The sequence below is a fragment of the Niabella hirudinis genome, assembly GCF_051201075.1.
In the GTDB taxonomy this organism is placed as follows: domain Bacteria; phylum Bacteroidota; class Bacteroidia; order Chitinophagales; family Chitinophagaceae; genus Niabella; species Niabella hirudinis.
Window position 1 is genome coordinate 282561 of record NZ_JBPEHJ010000003.1, and the last position, 19281, is coordinate 301841.

General features: G+C 47.2%; 15 protein-coding genes. 10 read left to right on the forward strand and 5 right to left on the reverse strand.

The genetic code is table 11. The features are described from left to right. Positions 1–5 precede the first annotated feature (5 nt). On the reverse strand, positions 6–1244 hold the full coding sequence (locus tag GGU45_RS07710; RefSeq protein WP_435223523.1) for a trans-sulfuration enzyme family protein: 1239 nt from the start codon (positions 1242–1244) through the stop codon (positions 6–8). Between the two features lie 137 nt (positions 1245–1381). Between GGU45_RS07710 and GGU45_RS07715 the strand changes: the two genes are divergently transcribed. From GGU45_RS07715 to GGU45_RS07735, 5 genes are all read left to right on the forward strand, one after another. Further along, complete coding sequence (locus GGU45_RS07715) at positions 1382–2782, forward strand: M60 family metallopeptidase (RefSeq protein WP_435223525.1); 1401 nt, start codon at positions 1382–1384, stop codon at positions 2780–2782. A gap of 315 nt (positions 2783–3097) precedes the next feature. Beyond that, a complete protein-coding gene (locus GGU45_RS07720) occupies positions 3098–6214 on the forward strand; it encodes a SusC/RagA family TonB-linked outer membrane protein (RefSeq protein ID WP_435223527.1) in 3117 nt (1038 codons plus the stop codon). Between the two features lie 10 nt (positions 6215–6224). Continuing rightward, the gene (locus GGU45_RS07725) at positions 6225–8183 is read left to right on the forward strand and encodes a RagB/SusD family nutrient uptake outer membrane protein (protein WP_435223529.1); all 1959 of its coding nucleotides are present in this window, start codon (positions 6225–6227) and stop codon (positions 8181–8183) included. A 25-nt stretch (positions 8184–8208) separates the two neighbouring features. Continuing rightward, complete coding sequence (locus GGU45_RS07730; protein WP_435223530.1) at positions 8209–9480, forward strand: DUF4959 domain-containing protein; 1272 nt, start codon at positions 8209–8211, stop codon at positions 9478–9480. Positions 9481–9501: 21 nt separating this feature from the next. Continuing rightward, a complete protein-coding gene (locus tag GGU45_RS07735) occupies positions 9502–11160 on the forward strand; it encodes a DUF4998 domain-containing protein (RefSeq protein WP_435223532.1) in 1659 nt (552 codons plus the stop codon). A 67-nt stretch (positions 11161–11227) separates the two neighbouring features. Here the strand turns inward: GGU45_RS07735 and GGU45_RS07740 are convergent, their stop codons facing one another. The 3 genes from GGU45_RS07740 to GGU45_RS07750 all read right to left on the reverse strand — a co-directional run bounded on the left by GGU45_RS07740 (position 11228) and on the right by GGU45_RS07750 (position 13628). Further along, a complete protein-coding gene (locus tag GGU45_RS07740) occupies positions 11228–11593 on the reverse strand; it encodes a DUF6686 family protein (RefSeq protein ID WP_435223534.1) in 366 nt (121 codons plus the stop codon). A gap of 106 nt (positions 11594–11699) precedes the next feature. Beyond that, positions 11700–12728, reverse strand: a complete 1029-nt coding sequence (gene recA / locus GGU45_RS07745) for a recombinase RecA (protein WP_435223535.1) — start codon at positions 12726–12728, stop codon at positions 11700–11702. Between the two features lie 216 nt (positions 12729–12944). After that, positions 12945–13628: a hypothetical protein gene (locus GGU45_RS07750; RefSeq protein ID WP_435223537.1), complete on the reverse strand. Its 684-nt coding sequence runs from the start codon at positions 13626–13628 to the stop codon at positions 12945–12947. Positions 13629–13723: 95 nt separating this feature from the next. Between GGU45_RS07750 and GGU45_RS07755 the strand changes: the two genes are divergently transcribed. The 3 genes from GGU45_RS07755 to GGU45_RS07765 all read left to right on the forward strand — a co-directional run bounded on the left by GGU45_RS07755 (position 13724) and on the right by GGU45_RS07765 (position 15557). Further along, positions 13724–14089 carry a DUF3127 domain-containing protein gene (locus tag GGU45_RS07755; RefSeq protein ID WP_435223539.1) on the forward strand — a complete coding sequence of 122 codons (366 nt, stop codon included), beginning with the start codon at positions 13724–13726 and terminating at the stop codon, positions 14087–14089. A 337-nt stretch (positions 14090–14426) separates the two neighbouring features. Continuing rightward, positions 14427–15137 carry a hypothetical protein gene (locus tag GGU45_RS07760; protein WP_435223541.1) on the forward strand — a complete coding sequence of 237 codons (711 nt, stop codon included), beginning with the start codon at positions 14427–14429 and terminating at the stop codon, positions 15135–15137. A gap of 42 nt (positions 15138–15179) precedes the next feature. Continuing rightward, positions 15180–15557, forward strand: coding sequence for a pepsin/retropepsin-like aspartic protease family protein (locus GGU45_RS07765; RefSeq protein WP_435223543.1), 378 nt, complete (start codon positions 15180–15182; stop codon positions 15555–15557). 138 nt (positions 15558–15695) lie between these two features. On the opposite strand, the gene rpoN is transcribed toward GGU45_RS07765, so the two are convergent. Continuing rightward, complete coding sequence (gene rpoN / locus GGU45_RS07770) at positions 15696–17180, reverse strand: RNA polymerase factor sigma-54 (RefSeq protein WP_435223545.1); 1485 nt, start codon at positions 17178–17180, stop codon at positions 15696–15698. A 286-nt stretch (positions 17181–17466) separates the two neighbouring features. Here rpoN and GGU45_RS07775 point away from each other — a divergent pair, with 286 nt between their 5' ends. Together GGU45_RS07775 and GGU45_RS07780 are read left to right on the forward strand one after the other, a co-directional pair. Further along, positions 17467–18075 carry an RNA polymerase sigma-70 factor gene (locus GGU45_RS07775; RefSeq protein WP_435223546.1) on the forward strand — a complete coding sequence of 203 codons (609 nt, stop codon included), beginning with the start codon at positions 17467–17469 and terminating at the stop codon, positions 18073–18075. A gap of 80 nt (positions 18076–18155) precedes the next feature. Continuing rightward, positions 18156–19244 (forward strand): FecR family protein, encoded by a 1089-nt coding sequence (locus GGU45_RS07780; protein WP_435223548.1) that lies wholly within the window; start codon positions 18156–18158, stop codon positions 19242–19244. The last annotated feature ends 37 nt before the right edge of the window (positions 19245–19281 follow it).

A 19281-nucleotide genomic window follows, 5' to 3' on the forward strand; every position in this document is an offset into this window, starting at 1 on the left:
TTGAGCTAAGCCGGTGACCCCGAAAGAGCCTGCTCCAGGTCGGCAAGAATATCTTCTGCAGCTTCAATACCTACGCTCATCCGGATCAATCCATCGGTGATGCCTGCTTTTAGTCGCTCCTCAGGCTTCATGATAGCGTGCGACATGGAGGCAGGGTGCGAAATCAGCGTGTCTACGGTGCCCAGCGATACCGCCCGGGTGCACATCTGCAGACGGTTGATGAATTGTTTGCCGGCGGCAATGCCTCCCTTTAATTCAAAGCTGAGTACCGCACCGGGGTGCCGCATCTGGCGGGTACTTAGCGCATAGTCAGGATGTGTTTTCAGTCCGTTATAGTTCACTTTTGCTACGGAGGGGTGTGCATCCAGCCAGGCGGCAATACGTTCTGCATTAGCGCTGTGCTGGCGCATTCGCAGGGGAAGGGTTTTGATGCCGTTGATCAACAAAAAGGCATCAAATGCGTTACTATTTGCACCCAAGAGTTTATAGACCTTTGTGGCAGTGGTGTTCATAAAATCCAGGTCTTTTCCTACCAGGGCGCCTCCAATAGCCGTGCCATGGCCATTTAAGAATTTGGTGGTGGAGTGGTAAACAAAGTCGGCCCCAAAGGCGAAAGGCTGTTGCAGATAAGGAGTGGCAAAGGTATTGTCCATACTCACTTTGATACCGTAAGGAGCCGCCAGTTTGCAAAGGGCTTCAATATCGGTACAGCCCATCAGCGGGTTAGTAGGCGACTCAATATGAACAAGGCGGATCTGCGGATGCTGTTTTAATGCCTGGTCTACGGCATGCAGGTCCGCAAGATCGATGAACAGGGTATCAATGCCGGACCTGGCCAAAAGGTAGGCAAAGAACTCATGCGTGCCACCATAAAGCGCAGTGTTGGTTAACACCATATCCCCGCTTTTTAATAAAGAAAAGCAAAGCGTAGAAAGAGCCCCCTGCCCGCTGGCATGAAGCAATGCTTTCAGTTGCAGCGGTTCGCCTGCTTCATTTTTTAATCCAAAAGCCTCCAGGGAAGCAACCAGCTTTTCGGCAGCCGTAGTAGTAGGATTGGCAAAGCGGGAATAAATATAGCCCGGCTCCTTTCCGGCAAAGCGGTTCATACCCTGCTCGGCACTGTCAAACACAAAGGTAGATGTGGCATGGATGGGGATTGCGTGGCTATGCAGGCTTCCTTCGTCCTGAACTCCGTGGATAGCCGCGGAGCAAAAGTCTTCGAAACGGGGTTGATCGGAACTCATCTTTTTATATTCATGTTTTAAATCCGGAGCCACTTTTTTATACATGCTTCCTATACTTAGGAAAACTGTGCAATCGTTTGTTCGATAGTTAAGCACAATTTTTGTTGAATCATTATTCAAAAAACTGCATGTCAAGTATGAAATTAACGGTAATTCAGATGCCCTGCCTTATCTTCTGCTTTTTGATGTTAACAGCCCCTGGTTGTCAAAAGGCCGCCCCGGTAAAAACGGAAAATACCCTGGCTAAGGGTGGGGAACCCGCTAATTCTCCAAAACGGGATGTTCCGGTGAAGGTAGCAAAAAATGCCATTGGCTCCAATGTACAGGAGTTTAATGAAAAAACCGATGCCTTTAAAGAGTCCATAGACCGGCTGCGACAGGGCAACCCCTGGTCTGATTTTGAACCTACGGGATTTTACCTGCCACCGAATACAGCATTGACGTTAAAAGTGGAGCAGCTTGCCGGAACCACGCTTCCAAAGCTGCTGATAGGGACCTACTCTTTTGATACGCTTCGCTGGGATCCGTTATCGGTGCAGCTAAAATCCGGAGCCAACACCATTACCGCCGATCCGCTGGGAGGATTGCTGTGGATCCGTTATACTACCACCGGCACTCCTTCGGCAAAAGTGCGCGTTACGTTTCAAGCAGGTATGGTAAGAACTCCCATATTTATAAAAGACCAGACTACCGATTGGCAGGCGCAGCTGAATACCTATACGCAATCGCCGGCCGTATTGCTGCTCAACAAAAACGTGTACCTCGTTTTTAAAAGAAACCGGGCGCTGAACACCAGCGGGGATGCTGCGAATTTTATTTTGCGCACCATCGACAAAGGAGTCGATGCGGGCGAAAACTATATCAGCGGGTTAGATGGTTCTGCACCCGAGCACCAGTTGCCCGTACATAAAATACTGATGACCGAGTCCAACAAACGCAATATATGGGGTGTGGCGAGTTATTACCGCACCTGGTTTGCCCCCGGCTTAATGGATGAGGCATTAAACGCTCAAAAGATCATCGCAAGCGGCTGGGGCGCCTGGCATGAGCTGGGGCACATGCATCAGCAGCAGGCCTGGAAATGGTCGGTATTGGGAGAAGTAACTGTAAATGTATATACGATGGCTGCGGAGCGGGCCATTAATGGTGGCGGTGCCACGCGGCTTAAAGGGACAACGACAACAAATGCGATGAATTTCCTGGCGCTAACCAACTCCGACAAAGATTTTAACTCCAATATCCAGATGGCGGATGGCAATTTTACCCGGCTGTTTATGTTTCATCAGTTGTGGCTGGCATTTGGCGATAATTTTTATATTAAACTGCATCAGCAAACCCGTATGGAAAAACCCAATTTATCTGTGGATGCCGATAAGATGCGTTATTTTATGTTAAAAGCCTGCACGATTTCCGGTAAGAACTTAAGCCGGTTTTTCAGGAAATGGGGCTTCAGGGTCAATGAATCCGTCTATACCGAAATGGCAGGTCTGGGTTTGCCCGAACCCGAAACGGATCCTGCTTCTCTGAAAGACAGCTGATGCTTGCGTTAGGTTTTCCCGGCGAAAGCGATTTAAAAAGATTTTATAAGCTTATCTGTTTTTTGGCTGGTAATAATTCAATCGCAGGCAATATACCCCCTCATTATTGTTGAAAAATCGATTTTTCAACAATTTCTTCAATTTCATTTAACAATGGGTTAACATTCATGAAATATTTTTAATTTTTATTTAATTCTTAAAAATATTTCATTTTGTTTCATTTTATTTTAGTTATTTGCAGCTACGATTGCATCACCTTCGCCGGTGTGCGAAATCTGACCAGTATATAATAAGTAAACTTAAACTAAACAGTCAATGTTTCTAAAGAGATTATTGGGCGCTCTTTTGCTGTTCTTTTGCTTTGCAACAGGATTTGGGCAAAACAGGAGCATCACAGGAGTCATTAAAAGTGCAGATGATGGTACCGTTATTGTTGGCGCTACCATTACCAACCTCAAAACAGCCTTTCAGGCGGCTTCCAACCAAAACGGTGAGTTTAAAATTGATGCGGCCAAAGGCGATTCTGTCTTGTTCTCCCATGTAGGAAGAAAAGACCTGACGGTTGTGATTGGCGAAAAAAGCATCCTCGAGATTATCCTGTATGCCGGTAAAAGCGAAATGGATGAGGTAACAGTAGTTGCCTTTGGTAAACAGAAAAAGAATACCGTGGTGGGTGCGGTTACTACGGTTAATGTAAAGGATCTGCGGATCCCATCTTCAAACTTCACCAGCGCATTTGCGGGCCGGGTGCCGGGGATGATATCCTTTTCCCCTTCAGGCGAACCGGGCGCAGATAATGCCCAGTTCTTTATCCGGGGGGTAACCACCTTTGGGTACCAGAGCGCCCCCCTGGTTTTGATTGATGGGTTTGAGTCGACCACGGATGTGCTGGCCCGTCTTCAGCCGGACGATATTGAGTCCTTTTCTATTTTAAAAGATGCAACGGCCACGGTGCTTTATGGCGCCCGGGGTGCCAACGGTATTGTTATGGTAAACACCAAGTCCGGGAAAGAAGGCCCGGTGCGGATGAATGTTCGTTTTGATGTGAACTCATCTGTTTCAACCCAGATTCCTAAGATGCTGGATGGTATTTCCTATATGAAACTCTATAACGAAGCACGTATTTCCCGCGACCCGGTTTTGGGTACTTATTACTCCGAGCAAAAGATCCAGTCAACGGCCAGCGGGGAAAACCCGATGATCTTTCCCAATGTGGATTGGTATAACACTTTGTTCAAAAGCACAACGATTAACAAAAAGCTGAATGTAAATATTTCCGGCGGCGGTCAGGTGGCTACCTACTTTGTTTCCATGGGGTATGATAAAGATATGGGATTGCTGAAGGTAGATAAGCGAAATAATTTCAACAATAATATTGATATCAACCGGTTCTTTATCCGGTCCAACGTGGTTTTTAAATTGACGCCTACCACCAAGCTTGACACAAGGATCCAGGGCCGTTTTGAACGGTACAACGGGCCTTTTGTATCGGCAACCGATGTGTTTAACATGGTGATGGATGCCAACCCGGTAGATTTTCCGGCCACCTACCTGCCGGACGAAAAGCGCTCCACGGCCGATTATACATTATTTGGGAATACGTACCTGAGCGGGTCCATCAAAAGAAATCCCTATGCGGAAATGGTAAGGGGCTACGAAGGACGTAATGAAAGCGATATCACTACCAATGCAACGCTTTCCCAGGACCTGAAATTTATTACGAGAGGGTTAAAGGCCGAAGTACGTGCATCGGTTGATACCTGGAGCAAGTACACCGGGCGCCGGAGTTATAATCCCTATTATTTTGACCTGCAAACCTATAACCAGGTTACGGGCGCCTATACCCTGTTTGCACTGAACCCCAACAGCGGCAGTCCTTATCTTGGAGATGTGATTCCCGGCAGAGATGCGAACGGGCATTATTACTTCCAGGCACTCTTAAGCTATGATCGCACCTTTGGAAAGCACAATCTTGCTCTGATGACGGTTGGTATGTCCGATGAAAAACTGCTTACCGCCGGTAACAGCGAATCGATTTATGAAACCCTGCCCGAACGCAACCTGGGCAATTCCGGACGGGCCACCTATAACTATGACAGCCGATACTTTTTTGAGTTTACCTACGGCTACAATGGCTCCGAAAAATTTGCCAGCTCCAAACGATACGGGTTCTTCCCGTCTTTTGGACTTTCCTGGATGCCCTCCCATGAGCGATTCTGGGAGCCGGTAAAAGATGCCGTTAGCTCTATGCGGCTGCGGGCCACCTGGGGATCCGTGGGCAACGATGCCATTGCGGGCCGCAGCGGCCGGTTTTTTTACCTGTCGGATATATCCCTTGGCGGCGGCGCCTACCGGTGGGGCGCTTCATTTATGAACGCTTACCCCGGCTATAGTGTAAACCGCTATGCTAACCCGGATATTACCTGGGAACTATCGCAAAAATGGAACTTTGGAATGGACGCCGGCTTTTTGAATGAAAAGCTGAAACTGGTAGTGGATGCCTACCGTGAAGTGCGGAGCCGGATTTATATGCAACGCCAGAATTTTCCGGCCACAGCGGGCCTGGAAGCCTCTATTAGCGGTAACGTAGGTAAAGTGATCTCCAAAGGAATGGAAGCCCAGCTTGATTATACAAAGGATATCAATAAAGACCTTTGGCTTCAGCTGCGGGGAAATTTCACCTACGCCACCAATAAGCTCGTAGAGATTGATGAAAAAAATTACCCGGATGCCTATCTCAAACGTCTTGGGCATAATATCAACCAGCAGTGGGGCCTGATTGCAGAGCGTCTTTTTGTAGATTCAGCTGAAATCGTAAACTCGCCCAAGCAGGACTTTGGCCGATATATGGCGGGCGATATCAAATACAAGGATTTAAACGGCGATGGGGTTATTAACGACAACGACCGGGTGGCCATGGGATATCCTACGGTACCCGAGATCCAGTACGGGTTTGGCGCCTCTCTTATATATAAGACTGTGGATTTTGGCTTTTTCTTCCAGGGAAATGCCCGTGTGTCGTTCTTTATAGACCCAACAACCACCCGTAACTCAAGCACCGCAGGGATAGCGCCGTTTGCCGGTCGCAGAAACGCCCTGGCCATTATTGCTGAAGATCATTGGAGCGAAACCAACCCCAATATTCACGCCTTTTGGCCCCGGTTGTCTACAGACCCGTTGGACAACAATACACGGCAGTCCTCCTGGTGGCTGCGCGATGGATCCTTCCTGCGTATGAAATCAATAGAGATCGGTTATAATCCCAAGCACCTGGCGCGCTTCGGTATTAAGCCGGGAGGCCGGATATATTTAAGCACCGAAAACCTGGGTGTTTTTGGTCCGTTCAAACTCTGGGATCCGGAAATGGGACGTAAGGGACTGGGATATCCTCCCAACCGGAGATTTAACCTTGGATTTCAATTGACTTTTTAAAAAACGAATTATGAAACTATATAAAACGATCTTATCTGCGGTATTGGTGGGGGCCCTGGTTTCCTGCTCCAAGTTCCTGGATGTAGTTCCGGACAATACCATGCGGCTTGAAAATATTTTCCAGAAAAAGGAAGATGCCTGGAATGCGCTTGCAAAAGTATACAGTTATATACCCCAGGATGATAAAACGCATAACACTTCCTGGCTGCTGGGTGATGAGTGGATCGGGCGCCTGGATCTGAATGATGACGCCAACCAGCTGCACGGAATCCGGGTGATGCGCGGATTGCAATCAAAAAGCTCGCCGCAGCTGGGCTACTGGATGGGCAGCAATGGCGGCAAGCCCCTGTACCAGGCCATCCGTCAATGTGATGTGTTTTTGCAGAATATAGGTAATGTGACTGACATGACCGAACCCGAGCGGAACGACTGGATTGCACAGGTAAAAATGCTGAAAGCCTACTATGTTTTTTTATTAATCCGTTATTACGGCCCGGTAGTGCTGCCCACCAAAATGGCTACGCCCGAATCTTCCAAGGATGAACTTTTTGTTCCACGCTCCAAAGTGGAGGACTGTTTTAAATATGTGCTGGACCTGATGGACGAGGCCATTCCCCAGCTGAAGGAACGGGCTGCGGTAAACGACCTGGGCCAGATTGACAAAATGGTGGCGCTGGCAATAAAAGCAAGAGTTCTGTTTTTCCGTGCCAGCCCTTTTTACAATGGCAACCGGGAGTATTTTGGCGATTTCCTGGATAGCGATGGAAAGCCCTTCTTTTCTATGGAGTTTGACAAAGAAAAGTGGAAACAGGCCATCGATGCTATCAATGCCGCCATCCAGTCGGCCGAGGCAAACGGACACGCTTTGTACACCTACGAGAAGCAGCCTTATCTATACGATTCTGCCGCAGTACGGCAAAATCCGGATCTTATGAAGACCTTGTATGACCTACGCATGGTAATCTGCGATCCCTGGAACAAGGAAGTGGTTTGGGGTTATTCTAACCTGGACTATTACGCCCAGGGTGAAATTGCACATGCTTCCAATATCCGACTTCCGGTGGGTTACGGAGATGGGGTTACCAATACGGCCACTTTTTCCTGGCAATGGCTGGCGGCCACCTACCAAATGGCGGAACGGTACTATACAAAGAACGGATTACCCCTGGATGAGGACCGCACATTTGATATGAACCTGAAGAGTGAAGTGGTAACCACTCCCGGCGAATTGGATCAAACATATAATCCCTTAAGAGGATATATGCAGCCTGGCGCCGAAACCATCAACCTATACCTGGACAGGGAGCCGCGTTTTTATGCAAACCTCGGCATTACGGGAGGCTATTGGAGGGCGCATACGGTACGGATCAATACCAAAATGTTTGCCAACTCAGATGGTGGATTTAATTCATCGGTAAATGCTACGGATTACCTTACCACCGGGATCGGCGTTCAGAAATTTGTGCACCCCGAATCGCAGTCCGGAGCCTGGCAGCGTACCGTAAAGTTTCCTTACCCGTTGATCCGGATGGCCGATCTGTACCTGATGAAGGCAGAAGCATTAAACGAATATTCCGGGCCCGGCGCAGAAGTATATGCTGAAATTAATAAGATTCGCCGCCGTGCAGGCATCCCCGATGTGGAAGTTGTATGGGCCGACCCCAGCCTTACGCGCGACCCCGGTAAACATTTAACAAAAGAAGGGCTCCGGGATATTATTCTTTACGAACGCTCCATTGAACTGGCTTTTGAAGGGCAGCATTACTGGGATATGCTTCGCCAGAAACGGGCGCCAAATTCTTTTTCAGCTCCTATTTGGGGATGGACAGTTACCGGTGCCGACTCCAAAACCTTCTTTAACCTGGAAGTAAAACAGCAGCGGAAGTTTACAATTACGGATTGCCTGTGGCCCATTGATCTGAACGAAATGAACACAAATGGAAAATTGATTCAAAACCCCGGATGGTAACCCGCCACTGAAAACTGAAAGTAACATGAAAACAAAACTCCTTATTATACCGATACTGTTATCCATCGGACTGATAACTGCCTGTAAAAAACAGGAAGGCTTTAAAACCCAGGGAAACGATAAAACGCCCCCCGGCGCCATCACATTAAAAACGTATACACCCCTGTATGGAGGCGCCCGCTTTTTCTACAATATCCCCTCTGATGAAGACCTGGTAGGGGTGGAAGCCGAGTACACCAACTCAAGAAACCAGGTGTTTAAGTTTATGGCCTCCTATTTTCAGGATTCGCTGGATGTTTATGGATTTGGCAGCGCAGGAACGCATAATGTAAAGCTATACGCCGTGGATCGTTCGGGAAACCGGTCGGCGCCGCTGGATGTAAGTGTAGAGCCCCTGGAACCTGCTTACTCAAGGGTGGCCAATTCTATGACGGCAAGAGCCGGGTTCAGCTCGTTTTTTGTGGATTGGAAAAATGAACTGAAACAAAACATCAATGTGTACGTGGATTATGAGTTTCAACAGGGTGGTGCAGATCGTAAGCTTACCACGGTATTTTCTTCCAACCTGGAAACAGACCGCCGGTTTGTGAACGACCTGGTCCTGGGTACCAATGGCAAAGTGCGGGTAAAAGTACGGGTAGAGGATAAATACGGAAATATGACAGACCCGATCGACAAGGGAGAATTGGTGTTATTGGAAGACGAGCTAATCCCCAAATCCGCCTGGAGGCTCCCCAATGCCAATGATACTATCGGAGGGGTACCCATGATGTTTGGTGATGGTTTGGAAGGCCGCACCGCCAAGGTTATTGATGGCATCATCGACCAGGGCGATAATCTGAATTTCTTGCATACCCATAGCAGGGGACGTACCGGGAGAGCGGCAGATGGAAACATGCCCTGGAACCTGATGATTGACCTGGGCGATTATTATGAGATCAGCCGTATTGTAACCGTGCAACGCCATTCCGGTGGTTTAGCCAATATCGCAAGGGGACAGTATTACCGCACAGAAAATGTGGGTATTTACAGGGTTTATATATGGGATGAAACCAAGAGCGCCTGGGATAGTGTAACGCAGAACAAAATTGACGTTCCGCTGGGCCTTACCGATCTTGAATTTGTAAAGAAGGGGGAAGCCGGCGATATGGCGTATATGTATCCGGACAATCCGCAATATACAAAGCCAACCCGGTGGATCCGTTACGAAGCCGTAAAAGGGTTCTCGGGTAATTATACGCTGGAGGATGCCAACTGTCTTTCGGAAGTTACTTTGTTCGGCAGAAAAAAGAAATGATCATTACCAAAATAGAAGGTTATGTTTAAAAAAAGTTATATAGGTCTTCTCATCGGGCTGTTGGCTATTACTGCCTGCAGCAGGATGTATGATAATATTGAACAGTATGCCGGTGAACTGGTTTATCCCGGTAAATTTGATACCATTGCGGCGCGGATCGGGTACGAGCGGGTAGAATTAGACCTGGTGAAGGCAGGCCGGATCCCATCGTCCCAAATGAATATGGGAAAATCAAAAAAAACCATTGTTGAATACGATGACAAAAAAATTGTGATCGACTCCCTGGTTTCCTGGGTAAATGTAACAGAACTGACCCAGTCAAAACTATATCGCATTAAAGTATATACGCTGGATGAGTTTGATAACAAATCGGTACCACAGGAAATTGCAGTGATCCCCTATACAAAACAGGATCTGGATCAGCTGGAGGTATCTGCCCCAAGGGTGCTGGCCTCGCCATCCAATGTGGTGCTCGACTGGCCGGCCGGCCTGTCATCCATTTTGCTGGACTACTATGGAATGAACTTTTCCTATAAAGATAAAGACGGGGCAGCAAGAGATGGCGTGCGGGCGCAAAAGCCCCGTATATTTATGGGTAACCTGGCCCCGGGCTCAACCGCACAGGCAAGCCTGCATTATAAAATAGTTCCCAAAGTAAACAATGCCCCTATTTTAGATACGCTGATACTGGACCGGACCGTGCAGATCAACACGCCCACTGCTACTACTGTATTTAAGCCGGCGGAGCTGGACATTCTTAAGGCCAATGGCGTTACAGAATTTACGGCAAACGGAACAGCGTCCACTCAAAAGCTTACTTTCCCTGCGAATACCGGTTCATTGCAGGATCTTTTTTATTTTCCCGGTGTAAAAGAAATTGATCTTACCGGGGGAACCCTGTTTCAAATGACCACGACTACGTACAACGCCAATAGCGTTAAAGATACCGTTGGTGGCGGCGATATGGTTTATTTTGCAAGGCGCGTGGGCGATATGCCCGAAGCCAATGCCTCTTTCCTGGTAGATCTGCTGGAACTGGGGCAGGTTACCAAAGTGAAGTATATACCCAATTCTCTTGGTATTGACGCCTTGCTACAGCCTTATGTAGACAAAGGTGTGGTAGAGCTGGCAACCATGCCGGATGAGCCGCTGATACCTTTTGATCGCTTTTTTGTTGATGGAAGGATACAGACCAATAATTTTAATACAGAATCCAAAGCACTAAGCTCCGGTTATCCGGCGGGAACCGATTTGCAAAATGTGTTTCAGGCGTCAATCAAAGCCAAAGATGCTTCTGTTGTAATGATGCTGCCCAAGGAGTATGAGTTTAATGTGAGGGAGTACCCTTACATCCGCTTTAGTATATACTGCCCGCCCAAGAGCAGTTTATCCGGCAGTTACGCGCCGTACCAGTCTCTGTGGCCCCGGTTTATGAACTACCTGTGGAATTTCAAAACGGAAAGTCCGTTTGGACAACAGGGCTGGGATCTTGGAAAGGCCAACAAAATACCGGATGCATCGCTCCAGACCTGGTACGAGATGAAGCTGGATCTTTCCCAGGCATTAAGCAGGCATAACCGGGTATTGGTGCTTAATATTGGCGGAGAACCATCTTCGTTTACGGCACCCGCTCAGCCATTGGTGTATTATTTTGCCAATTTCAGGTTCAGTAAGAACTAAGGACTACTATATTTTTATCAATTTTCTGCCGCAGCAAAAACGCTGCGGCAGTTTTTTTTACAGCCTCTCAGCTGCCGGCTGTTTTGAACAGGTTTAGCAGGCACTCAGCTTTGAAGTTTACTTCTGCGGTTTCGAGCAGCTGGTAGAGGGCTTCCAGTTCTTTGCCGTTCAAAATAATACCATGGCCTTCCAGCGGGGTAGGGATGTAGATGTTTTTCCGGCCTGTATGGGTCTCCGGAGGGTTGTATTCCCGGTTTTCTTTCACCAGGGTGTGAAATACCTGCAGGTCCCGGGCCGTCATGGTCAGCAATGTTGTTTGAAATGCCAGTTGAAAATGCCGGCATTCATTGCAAACGATCAGGTATCCATCGGGTGCATAGCAAAGTGTTTTAAAGTTGCACATGGGCTTTTTTTCAAAAATAGCGCTGTGCATCCTGTCCGGTTTTCAAAAACGGGAAAAGTGATTACGCGATCAGGAAAAATAAAAACGCCCCCGCTACAGCGGGGGCGCACTTACTAACCTGTCTATATTCAAAAAATCATCCCTGCATTTCTTTGATCTTTTCACGGATCTTTGTTTCCACTTCGGCGGCCATTTCGGGGTTGTCCAGCAAAAGGGCTTTTACGGCGTCACGCCCCTGCCCCAGCTTATCATTGTTATAGGCGTACCAGGAACCGCTTTTTTGCAAAATGCCCAGTTCAACGCCCATATCAATAATTTCCCCGGTTTTTGAAATTCCTTCGCCAAAGATGATATCAAACTCGGCAGCGCGGAAGGGGGGCGCTACCTTATTTTTCACCACTTTTACTTTTACGCGGTTGCCAATTGCGGCGTCCCCGTCCTTGATCTGGGCGGAGCGGCGGATGTCCAGCCGTACCGAGGCGTAGAATTTCAACGCATTACCGCCTGTGGTTGTTTCCGGGTTGCCAAACATTACCCCGATTTTTTCGCGCAGCTGATTGATAAAAATGCAGATGGTATTGGTTTTGGCAATTGTTGCGGTCAATTTCCGCAATGCCTGGCTCATCAGGCGGGCATGTAATCCCATTTTGCTATCACCCATTTCTCCTTCCAACTCACTTTTGGGTACCAATGCTGCTACAGAGTCAATTACTACTACATCCAGTGCCCCGGAAAGAATCAGGCGGTCGGCTATTTCCAGCGCCTGTTCGCCATAATCCGGCTGGGAAATCAAAAGATTGTCGACATTTACCCCCAGTTTTTTGGCATAGCTGCTGTCGAAAGCGTGTTCCGCATCGATGATCGCGCACATGCCGCCCTTTTTCTGGGCTTCGGCAATTACATGGGTGGCAATGGTTGTTTTACCGGAAGACTCGGGCCCATAAATTTCAACGATACGCCCGCGGGGCAGTCCGCCAATACCAAGGGCCGTGTCCAACCCGATAGAACCAGTGGAGATCACTTCCTGTGTTACTTCGGCTTTTTCATTCATAAGCATTACGCTGCCTTTTCCATAATCCTTATCAATTTTATCCATTGTAAGGCGAAGCGCTTTCAGCTTTTCGCTGTTCATGTCTATCTCTGTTGTTTTATCTGTTTTTGCCATAACCAAAATTACAATTTAGCCCAGTCCGTTTGAATGAATTTATCAACAATACAAAGCTAATAAATTTAGTAATATACCACTAATATTTTTGGATTTATTTTTGAAAATGCCACAGAGATTCTGAAACACTGAGTTTTATGTGGCTGGAATCCAATCCAAATGTTACCAACCAGGGCTATCAGCATTCCATTCGGTACCTTAGTACCTCAACGGCTATTATCCCGCCACCATATTGGCGATCAGTAATCCGGCCAGTCCGGTAAGCAAACCAAAATAGACCTCTTTGGCCGTATGGTCCGAGAGCAGGAGCCTTGCGGTACCAACCAGCCCGGTGATAAAAAGGGCCAGGATGATGTAAATGCCCATACCCTGCCCGTATTCAAAGCCCAGCAGGCACAAAAAGGATACGGCTGTGCCCAGGGCAATACTATGCATGCTTACCTTCATGTATATATTCATCAGCAGGCCAATGGAAGATGCCATAAATACGCCCATGGCGAAAATGACCATTTCCCGGGGCATGCCCTCCAATCCCCGCCATACATACCAGATCCAGAAATACCAGATGTTGCAGATGATGAACGGGATGATCCGGTCTTTCCGGTCCTTCAGTTTTATAGAGGGGATAAATTTCAGCCCTCTTAAAAGGAGCACGGAAACCAGGGGGAAAAACGTGTAATTTACAATTCCCTGCAGCAATACCATCAGTCGCCCGTCTTCTGTTGTACCATAAAACAGGAAGGGTTCTATGTACAGCAGGAAATAAATAATATATATCGGAACAAAAACAGGGTGAAAGATATATGAAAGGATGGTTGCAATAACCCGTTGTACTTTTGGCTGCCGGTTAATTGTTTCCCGCAATTCATTGTCGCTGTCTAAAACCATTCTGGAATCCATATAGTGCAAAGTAACAGATTATTTCCAACGCCTTTGAAGGAACGCTGCTATATTTGTAGCATAAATTTTGTTTACTATTTAAATAAAGCAGTGAAATGATGCAGTTGACCGGTACTTTGGTTCAGGTATTACCCTTACAAAAAGGGATGGGAAAGAACGGCGAGTGGAAAAAACAGGATATCATCGTGGAAACACAGGCGCAGTATCCCAAAAAAGTGTGTGTATCCATCTGGGGCGATAAAATCAATGAAAGCCTGTTACAGGTAGGTAAGCCGCTGACGATCTCTTTTGATGTGGAAAGCCGGGAGTATAATGGTCGCTGGTATACCGATATAAAGGCCTGGAAATTAGAACCGGCTGGTGGCGCCGCCGGAGCCACCGGCGGAAATCAATTTACAGATAATGCCCCCTCGGATTCCTATTCCGACCTGAATGACGGGGCCGATGATCTTCCCTTTTAATTAAGCGGGGCCCCGATACATCGGGGATAAAAAAGTGAATCGATTCGCTGTAAAAGATCGTTCTTTCACAAAGGCTTCAGAAAATGTAAAATGCAAAAGCGGATCCAGTCAAAACAGACAAGCTCCTTTTCCTGAACGAATACTCCTTTTACATTTTACATCCTTCATTTGGTGTTGTACATTTATACTGGGTTCCAATGCATCGGAGATGAAAAAATGAACTTTTGGGATGTGTAAAAGTCACTAATTCACCCTCCCCGGTTTATCGGAGCGAAATATAACAGGCGCGCCCCGGATGCGGAAGCAGGTATGGAGATTCAAAAAACGGACAGAAGATATGAAGAAACAATTGTTATGGTTAACCGGTTTCGGGTTAGTTATGGGAGGCATCATAGCCGGGTGTAATGGTTGCAAAGGAAAGAGCGGAAAACCCGGGTCGGACGATAACGATACCAGTGGTATCGATATTTCTGAACGGCATGACTCCATGCAGCTGGTGGGTACCGACACCGTTACTTTGTTTCAGGTAACGGAGGCGAACAAGGACAGTGTGCTCGCCGCAACGACAAAAGAGATTCTTACCCTTTTTAAAAATAAAGAATACGCAAAACTGGACTCCTTTATTCATCCGCAGGAAGGCATCCGTTTTTCGCCCTATGCTACCGTTGAACCGGCCAGCGACAAAAAGTTTACCCGCGAGGCATTCCTTGAGCTAACTACTACAAACAGGAATAAGAAAGTAAATTGGGGTAGCTATGACGGCAGCGGGAATCCTATCGTGCTTTCTCCCGCGGAATATTTTGGGAAATTTGTATATGATGGAAATTTCCTGAATGCAAAGCAGGCCGGGGTAAATACCATTTATGGAAAAGGGAATTCCATCAACAACCTGAAAACGGTTTACCCCGGTGCAGAGTTTACGGAAAACTACCTGGGTGGCACAAAAAAATACGGAGGCATGGACTGGAGGTCGGTACGCCTGGTGTATAAACTGGAAAACGGCCGGTATTACCTGGTGGCTATTGTACACGATCAGTGGACGATCTGATCTTGTTGTATTATTTTGTACCTTTAATAAAAGATATTCAGTATGTCTGTTATTAAGCTACCCTTATTATTTGTAGGCTCCAAAGGAGAAAAACACCTGTACACCTTGTTTGACAGTGGGGCCAATCTTTCCTGTATTGGGAAGGAGCGTTTAAATGAGTTAGAGGAACCCATAAATTTAGGACGGGTAAGGCGATTATCCACCGCAAGTGAGGGGCATTATATAGAAATTAGCGAGAGAGTTACACTCGATTTTTATATCAATGATGTGCTGCTCTCCGATGAATTTTTGGTAGTACCTGGTTTAAGCGAGGAAGCTATTATTGGGGCCGCCACACTTCAGAAATGGAGGATAAAGCTGAATTTTGAACATGACCTGGTGGAAGTAGATCCCAAAGTGGCAAAGCTGCAATTGGTATAAATGCCCGGTTTCCGGTTACCACCAGCTTGTTTAACGTTTGATGTTTAAGCTTTAAAATTATGATGCCGGAAAGGTTATGATGGTCGGCGTGCAGCCCCAACCTGAAACTTTAAACCTGAAACTTCAAATGCCGAAGGCCTAAACCAGCTCTTTTCGTAACCTTGCCACGGGAATATTCAGTTGTTCGCGATATTTGGCCACGGTACGGCGCGCGATGTTGTAGCCTTTTTCCTGCAGCATTTCCGTTAGTTTCTCATCGCTGTACGGGTGTTTTTTGCTTTCGCTTTCGATAAGATCGGTGAGTATTTTCTTCACCTCACGGGTCGAAACCTCTTCACCGCTATCGGTGCTCAGTGATTCGCTGAAGAAGAATTTTAACCGGTAGGTACCAAACTCCGTTTGAACAAACTTGCTGTTGGCTACACGGCTTACGGTAGAAATATCCAGGTTGGTTTTTTCCGCAATATCTTTCAGGATCATGGGGCGCAGCGTGGTTTCATCGCCGGTAAGAAAAAATTCTTCCTGGTGGTCCATAATGGCGGACATGGTATCCAGCAGGGTATGCTGGCGCTGGCGGATGGCATCAATAAACCATTTTGCCGCATCGATCTTTTGTTTGATGAACAGTACCGCCTCTTTTTGCTGTTTGTCTTTTTTAGAACCGCGGTCATACTCCTTCATCATATCGCGGTAGCCTTCGCTGATGCGCAGCTCCGGGGCATTGCGGCTGTTGAGGGTAAGCTCCAGCTTGCCATTATTGTTGAGGATAAAAAAGTCGGGGACCACATAACTCTCCGCCTTATTTACCGCGCCAATATTGCCGCCCGGCTTGGGGTTCAGCTTCACAATCTGCTGCATTACCTCCTTCAGCTCATCCTCGGTTAAGCCAAGGCCACGCTGTATTTTTTCATAATGTTTTTTGGTAAACTCGTCAAAGTACTTTTCAATGGCCAGGATGGCTTTATCTACATCTTTGCCCTCGTGCTTCTGGCGTCTCAACTGCAGGAGCAGGCATTCTGTAAGGTCGCGCGCACCCACACCCGGAGGGTCAAATTGCTGGATCTTCTGGATGATGCTTTCCACTTCCTCCACGGTGGTTTCTATATTCTGACGAAAAGCCAGGTCATCTACCAATGCCGGGGTATCTCTCCGCAGGTATCCATCTTCGTCAATGCTGCCAATGATATGCTGTGCAACCTGATGTTCTTTATCGGAAAGGGAAAGCAGGCCCAACTGGTTTTCCAGAGTATCGTAAAAGCTGGTCTCTGTTTTTACGGGCAGTTGCCGGTTTTCGTCATCCCCGTAATGATCTTCCCTGGTTTTATAGTCGGCGATATCGTCATCCCCATCATGCACATAATCGCTTACGTCAATGGTATCGTAATCGTCCTGCCCATGCTCCGAGTCATCCAGGGAGTCGGACCCATCAGTGAATTCATCTTTCAGTTCCCCGTCATCGCTGTGCTTGCCTTCATCCAGCTCCAGGGCCGGGTTCTCTTCCATTTCTTCTTTGATCCGCTCTTCCAGGTTGGCTGTAGGAACCTGCAGCAATTTCATCAGCTGAATTTGCTGGGGCGATAACTTTTGTAAAAGTTTTTGTTGTAGTGATTGTCCTAAAGCCATATTTAAAAAAAATCAGGGGCATCTCAAAAATCGAGCCGTAAATTACAAATATATTGTTTTGAATAGCAATAAAACTTCACCTCGCCCCTTTTTCACCCAAAATTAACGAATAAATATTTGATTTATAAGAGGCTGCACTGAATTTTCTTTATAAAAAAGAAATAAAATGGCCGCACATATAAAATAATTTAACAAGTCTGCCGCCTTATTAGAGAATATTTAAATATAGGGCGCCCGATGTTTTCTAACGATTGTTAGGGAATGATTACATTTGTGCTGACAACTTTTGAAAACAATTAACAGTCCCGACCATATTGAAGATGAATGGCCTCTGTTGCGGCAGCGGATCATTAAAGGTGATGAAATTGCGTTTACCCGTTTGTACAGTTTATTTTATCAACGGTTATACCATTTCTCGCTCTCGCTGGTGCGGGTTCCGGATACTGCCCAGGAAGTAGTGGAAGACGTGTTCACAAAGCTGTGGATCAACCGCTCGCGGATAACGGTGATTGTAAATCCCTCGGTGTACTTATATGTAGCTGTAAAGAATCAATCGCTCAACCGGCTGGCAACAAAGGCGCAGGAGTGGAGGGTTGCCGGGCTTGACGAAACCATTATTTCGGTTGCCGCTATTGGCAATGATCCTTTTTCCCGGCTGGTGACTGCTGAAATGCTCAGCCGCGTAAATGACGCTATAGAACGACTACCCTCCCGCTGCAAAATGGTCTTCAAACTGGTGCGGGAAGATGGACTTCGTTATAAAGAAGTGGCTGAAATTTTAAATATCTCGGTAAATACGATTGATGTGCAGATGGCTATAGCCGTGCGGCGTATCAGTGAGTCGTTGGGCGTTGCTAAAAATATCCGACAGAAGCCCTTTGTGAAAAAAAAATAAAAAAATCCTATTTTTCTTTAGTAGATCGTTAACAGGTTACTGTCCTTATAAGTATATGGGCAATCAGTTGCCGGTTATACATGAGAAATGATGATTTTATATGGAATCTGATGGCGCGTGCGATCTACGGAGAAGCCAGCGCGTCCGAAAAGCAGGCATTGCAGGAGTACCTTGCGAAAAATTCCGAGTTACAACAGCAATATGAGCTGTTGCATCAGCTGTTGAGGCGAACCGAAAGCAGCAGCCCTGCACTGCAGGACGATTATACGGAACAGGTGCAGCTACTCCTGACAAAGACGGAATCCCCCATTTTGCACCAGGCTGTAAAGAAGGTCCGGCGGCGGTTATTTTATTATGGAGCCGCGGCTGCTGCAGTGCTCGCTGTGGCGTATTGGGGCTTTACACAGTTGTATACTCCTGCCGGCAGGCTGCCTCTGCAGGATATCTACAAGCTGGCACTGGATGCTCCCAAAGGGGCCCGGAAACAATTGTTGTTGCCGGATGGCAGCAAGGTCTGGCTGAATGGGGGATCCCGCCTGTTTTACGTAACGGATTTTAAAGGACGCTCCCGGGAAGTAAAACTGGAAGGAGAGGCTTTTTTTGATGTGATGCCTGCCCAAACTGCAGGAGGAGCCCGGCGTCCGTTCATTGTTCATGCCGGTAATATTGACATCCGGGTATTGGGAACGGCATTTAATGTAAAAGCGTATGCCAATGACCCGGTAACTACTGCCGTACTGTACCGGGGCCTGATCAGCCTTACCCGGCATGATGGAGCAAAGGACTTTCAGCCGGTATTGCTGTACCCCAATCAGAAACTGGTGATCCCCAACACCCCTATAGCAGCGCCGGTGGTAGCGGGCAGTTTACAGGAAGCTATAAAAATTGAATCGATTGATAGTACAAAAGCGATTGCGGAACGGGTAGAAACGGCCTGGATGTATAACCGGCTTGAGTTCAGGGGAGATGATTTTGTAACCCTGGCCCATAAAATGGAGGCCTGGTACAATATAAATATTCATTTTACGGATGAACGGGTAAAAGGGCTAAGTTTTAACGGTTCTTTTGAAAAGGAAACCCTGGTACAGGCCCTGGAGGCGCTGAAGCTTGCCAATTCCTTTGAATACAGGATTGAGCATGATGAAGTATTTATCAGTTCGTCGCGGTAAATGACGGTATCCGGCCAGAAGAAACGGCGTGGCGGTG

Coding starts and splice junctions, on each gene's coding strand:
- GGU45_RS07710 (WP_435223523.1), bottom strand. CDS start 1,244: ATGAGTTCCGATCAACCCCGTTTCGAAGACTTTTGCTCCGCGGCTATC.
- GGU45_RS07715 (WP_435223525.1), top strand. CDS start 1,382: ATGAAATTAACGGTAATTCAGATGCCCTGCCTTATCTTCTGCTTTTTG.
- GGU45_RS07720 (WP_435223527.1), top strand. CDS start 3,098: ATGTTTCTAAAGAGATTATTGGGCGCTCTTTTGCTGTTCTTTTGCTTT.
- GGU45_RS07725 (WP_435223529.1), top strand. CDS start 6,225: ATGAAACTATATAAAACGATCTTATCTGCGGTATTGGTGGGGGCCCTG.
- GGU45_RS07730 (WP_435223530.1), top strand. CDS start 8,209: ATGAAAACAAAACTCCTTATTATACCGATACTGTTATCCATCGGACTG.
- GGU45_RS07735 (WP_435223532.1), top strand. CDS start 9,502: ATGTTTAAAAAAAGTTATATAGGTCTTCTCATCGGGCTGTTGGCTATT.
- GGU45_RS07740 (WP_435223534.1), bottom strand. CDS start 11,593: ATGCACAGCGCTATTTTTGAAAAAAAGCCCATGTGCAACTTTAAAACA.
- recA (WP_435223535.1), bottom strand. CDS start 12,728: ATGGCAAAAACAGATAAAACAACAGAGATAGACATGAACAGCGAAAAG.
- GGU45_RS07750 (WP_435223537.1), bottom strand. CDS start 13,628: ATGGATTCCAGAATGGTTTTAGACAGCGACAATGAATTGCGGGAAACA.
- GGU45_RS07755 (WP_435223539.1), top strand. CDS start 13,724: ATGATGCAGTTGACCGGTACTTTGGTTCAGGTATTACCCTTACAAAAA.
- GGU45_RS07760 (WP_435223541.1), top strand. CDS start 14,427: ATGAAGAAACAATTGTTATGGTTAACCGGTTTCGGGTTAGTTATGGGA.
- GGU45_RS07765 (WP_435223543.1), top strand. CDS start 15,180: ATGTCTGTTATTAAGCTACCCTTATTATTTGTAGGCTCCAAAGGAGAA.
- rpoN (WP_435223545.1), bottom strand. CDS start 17,180: ATGGCTTTAGGACAATCACTACAACAAAAACTTTTACAAAAGTTATCG.
- GGU45_RS07780 (WP_435223548.1), top strand. CDS start 18,156: ATGAGAAATGATGATTTTATATGGAATCTGATGGCGCGTGCGATCTAC.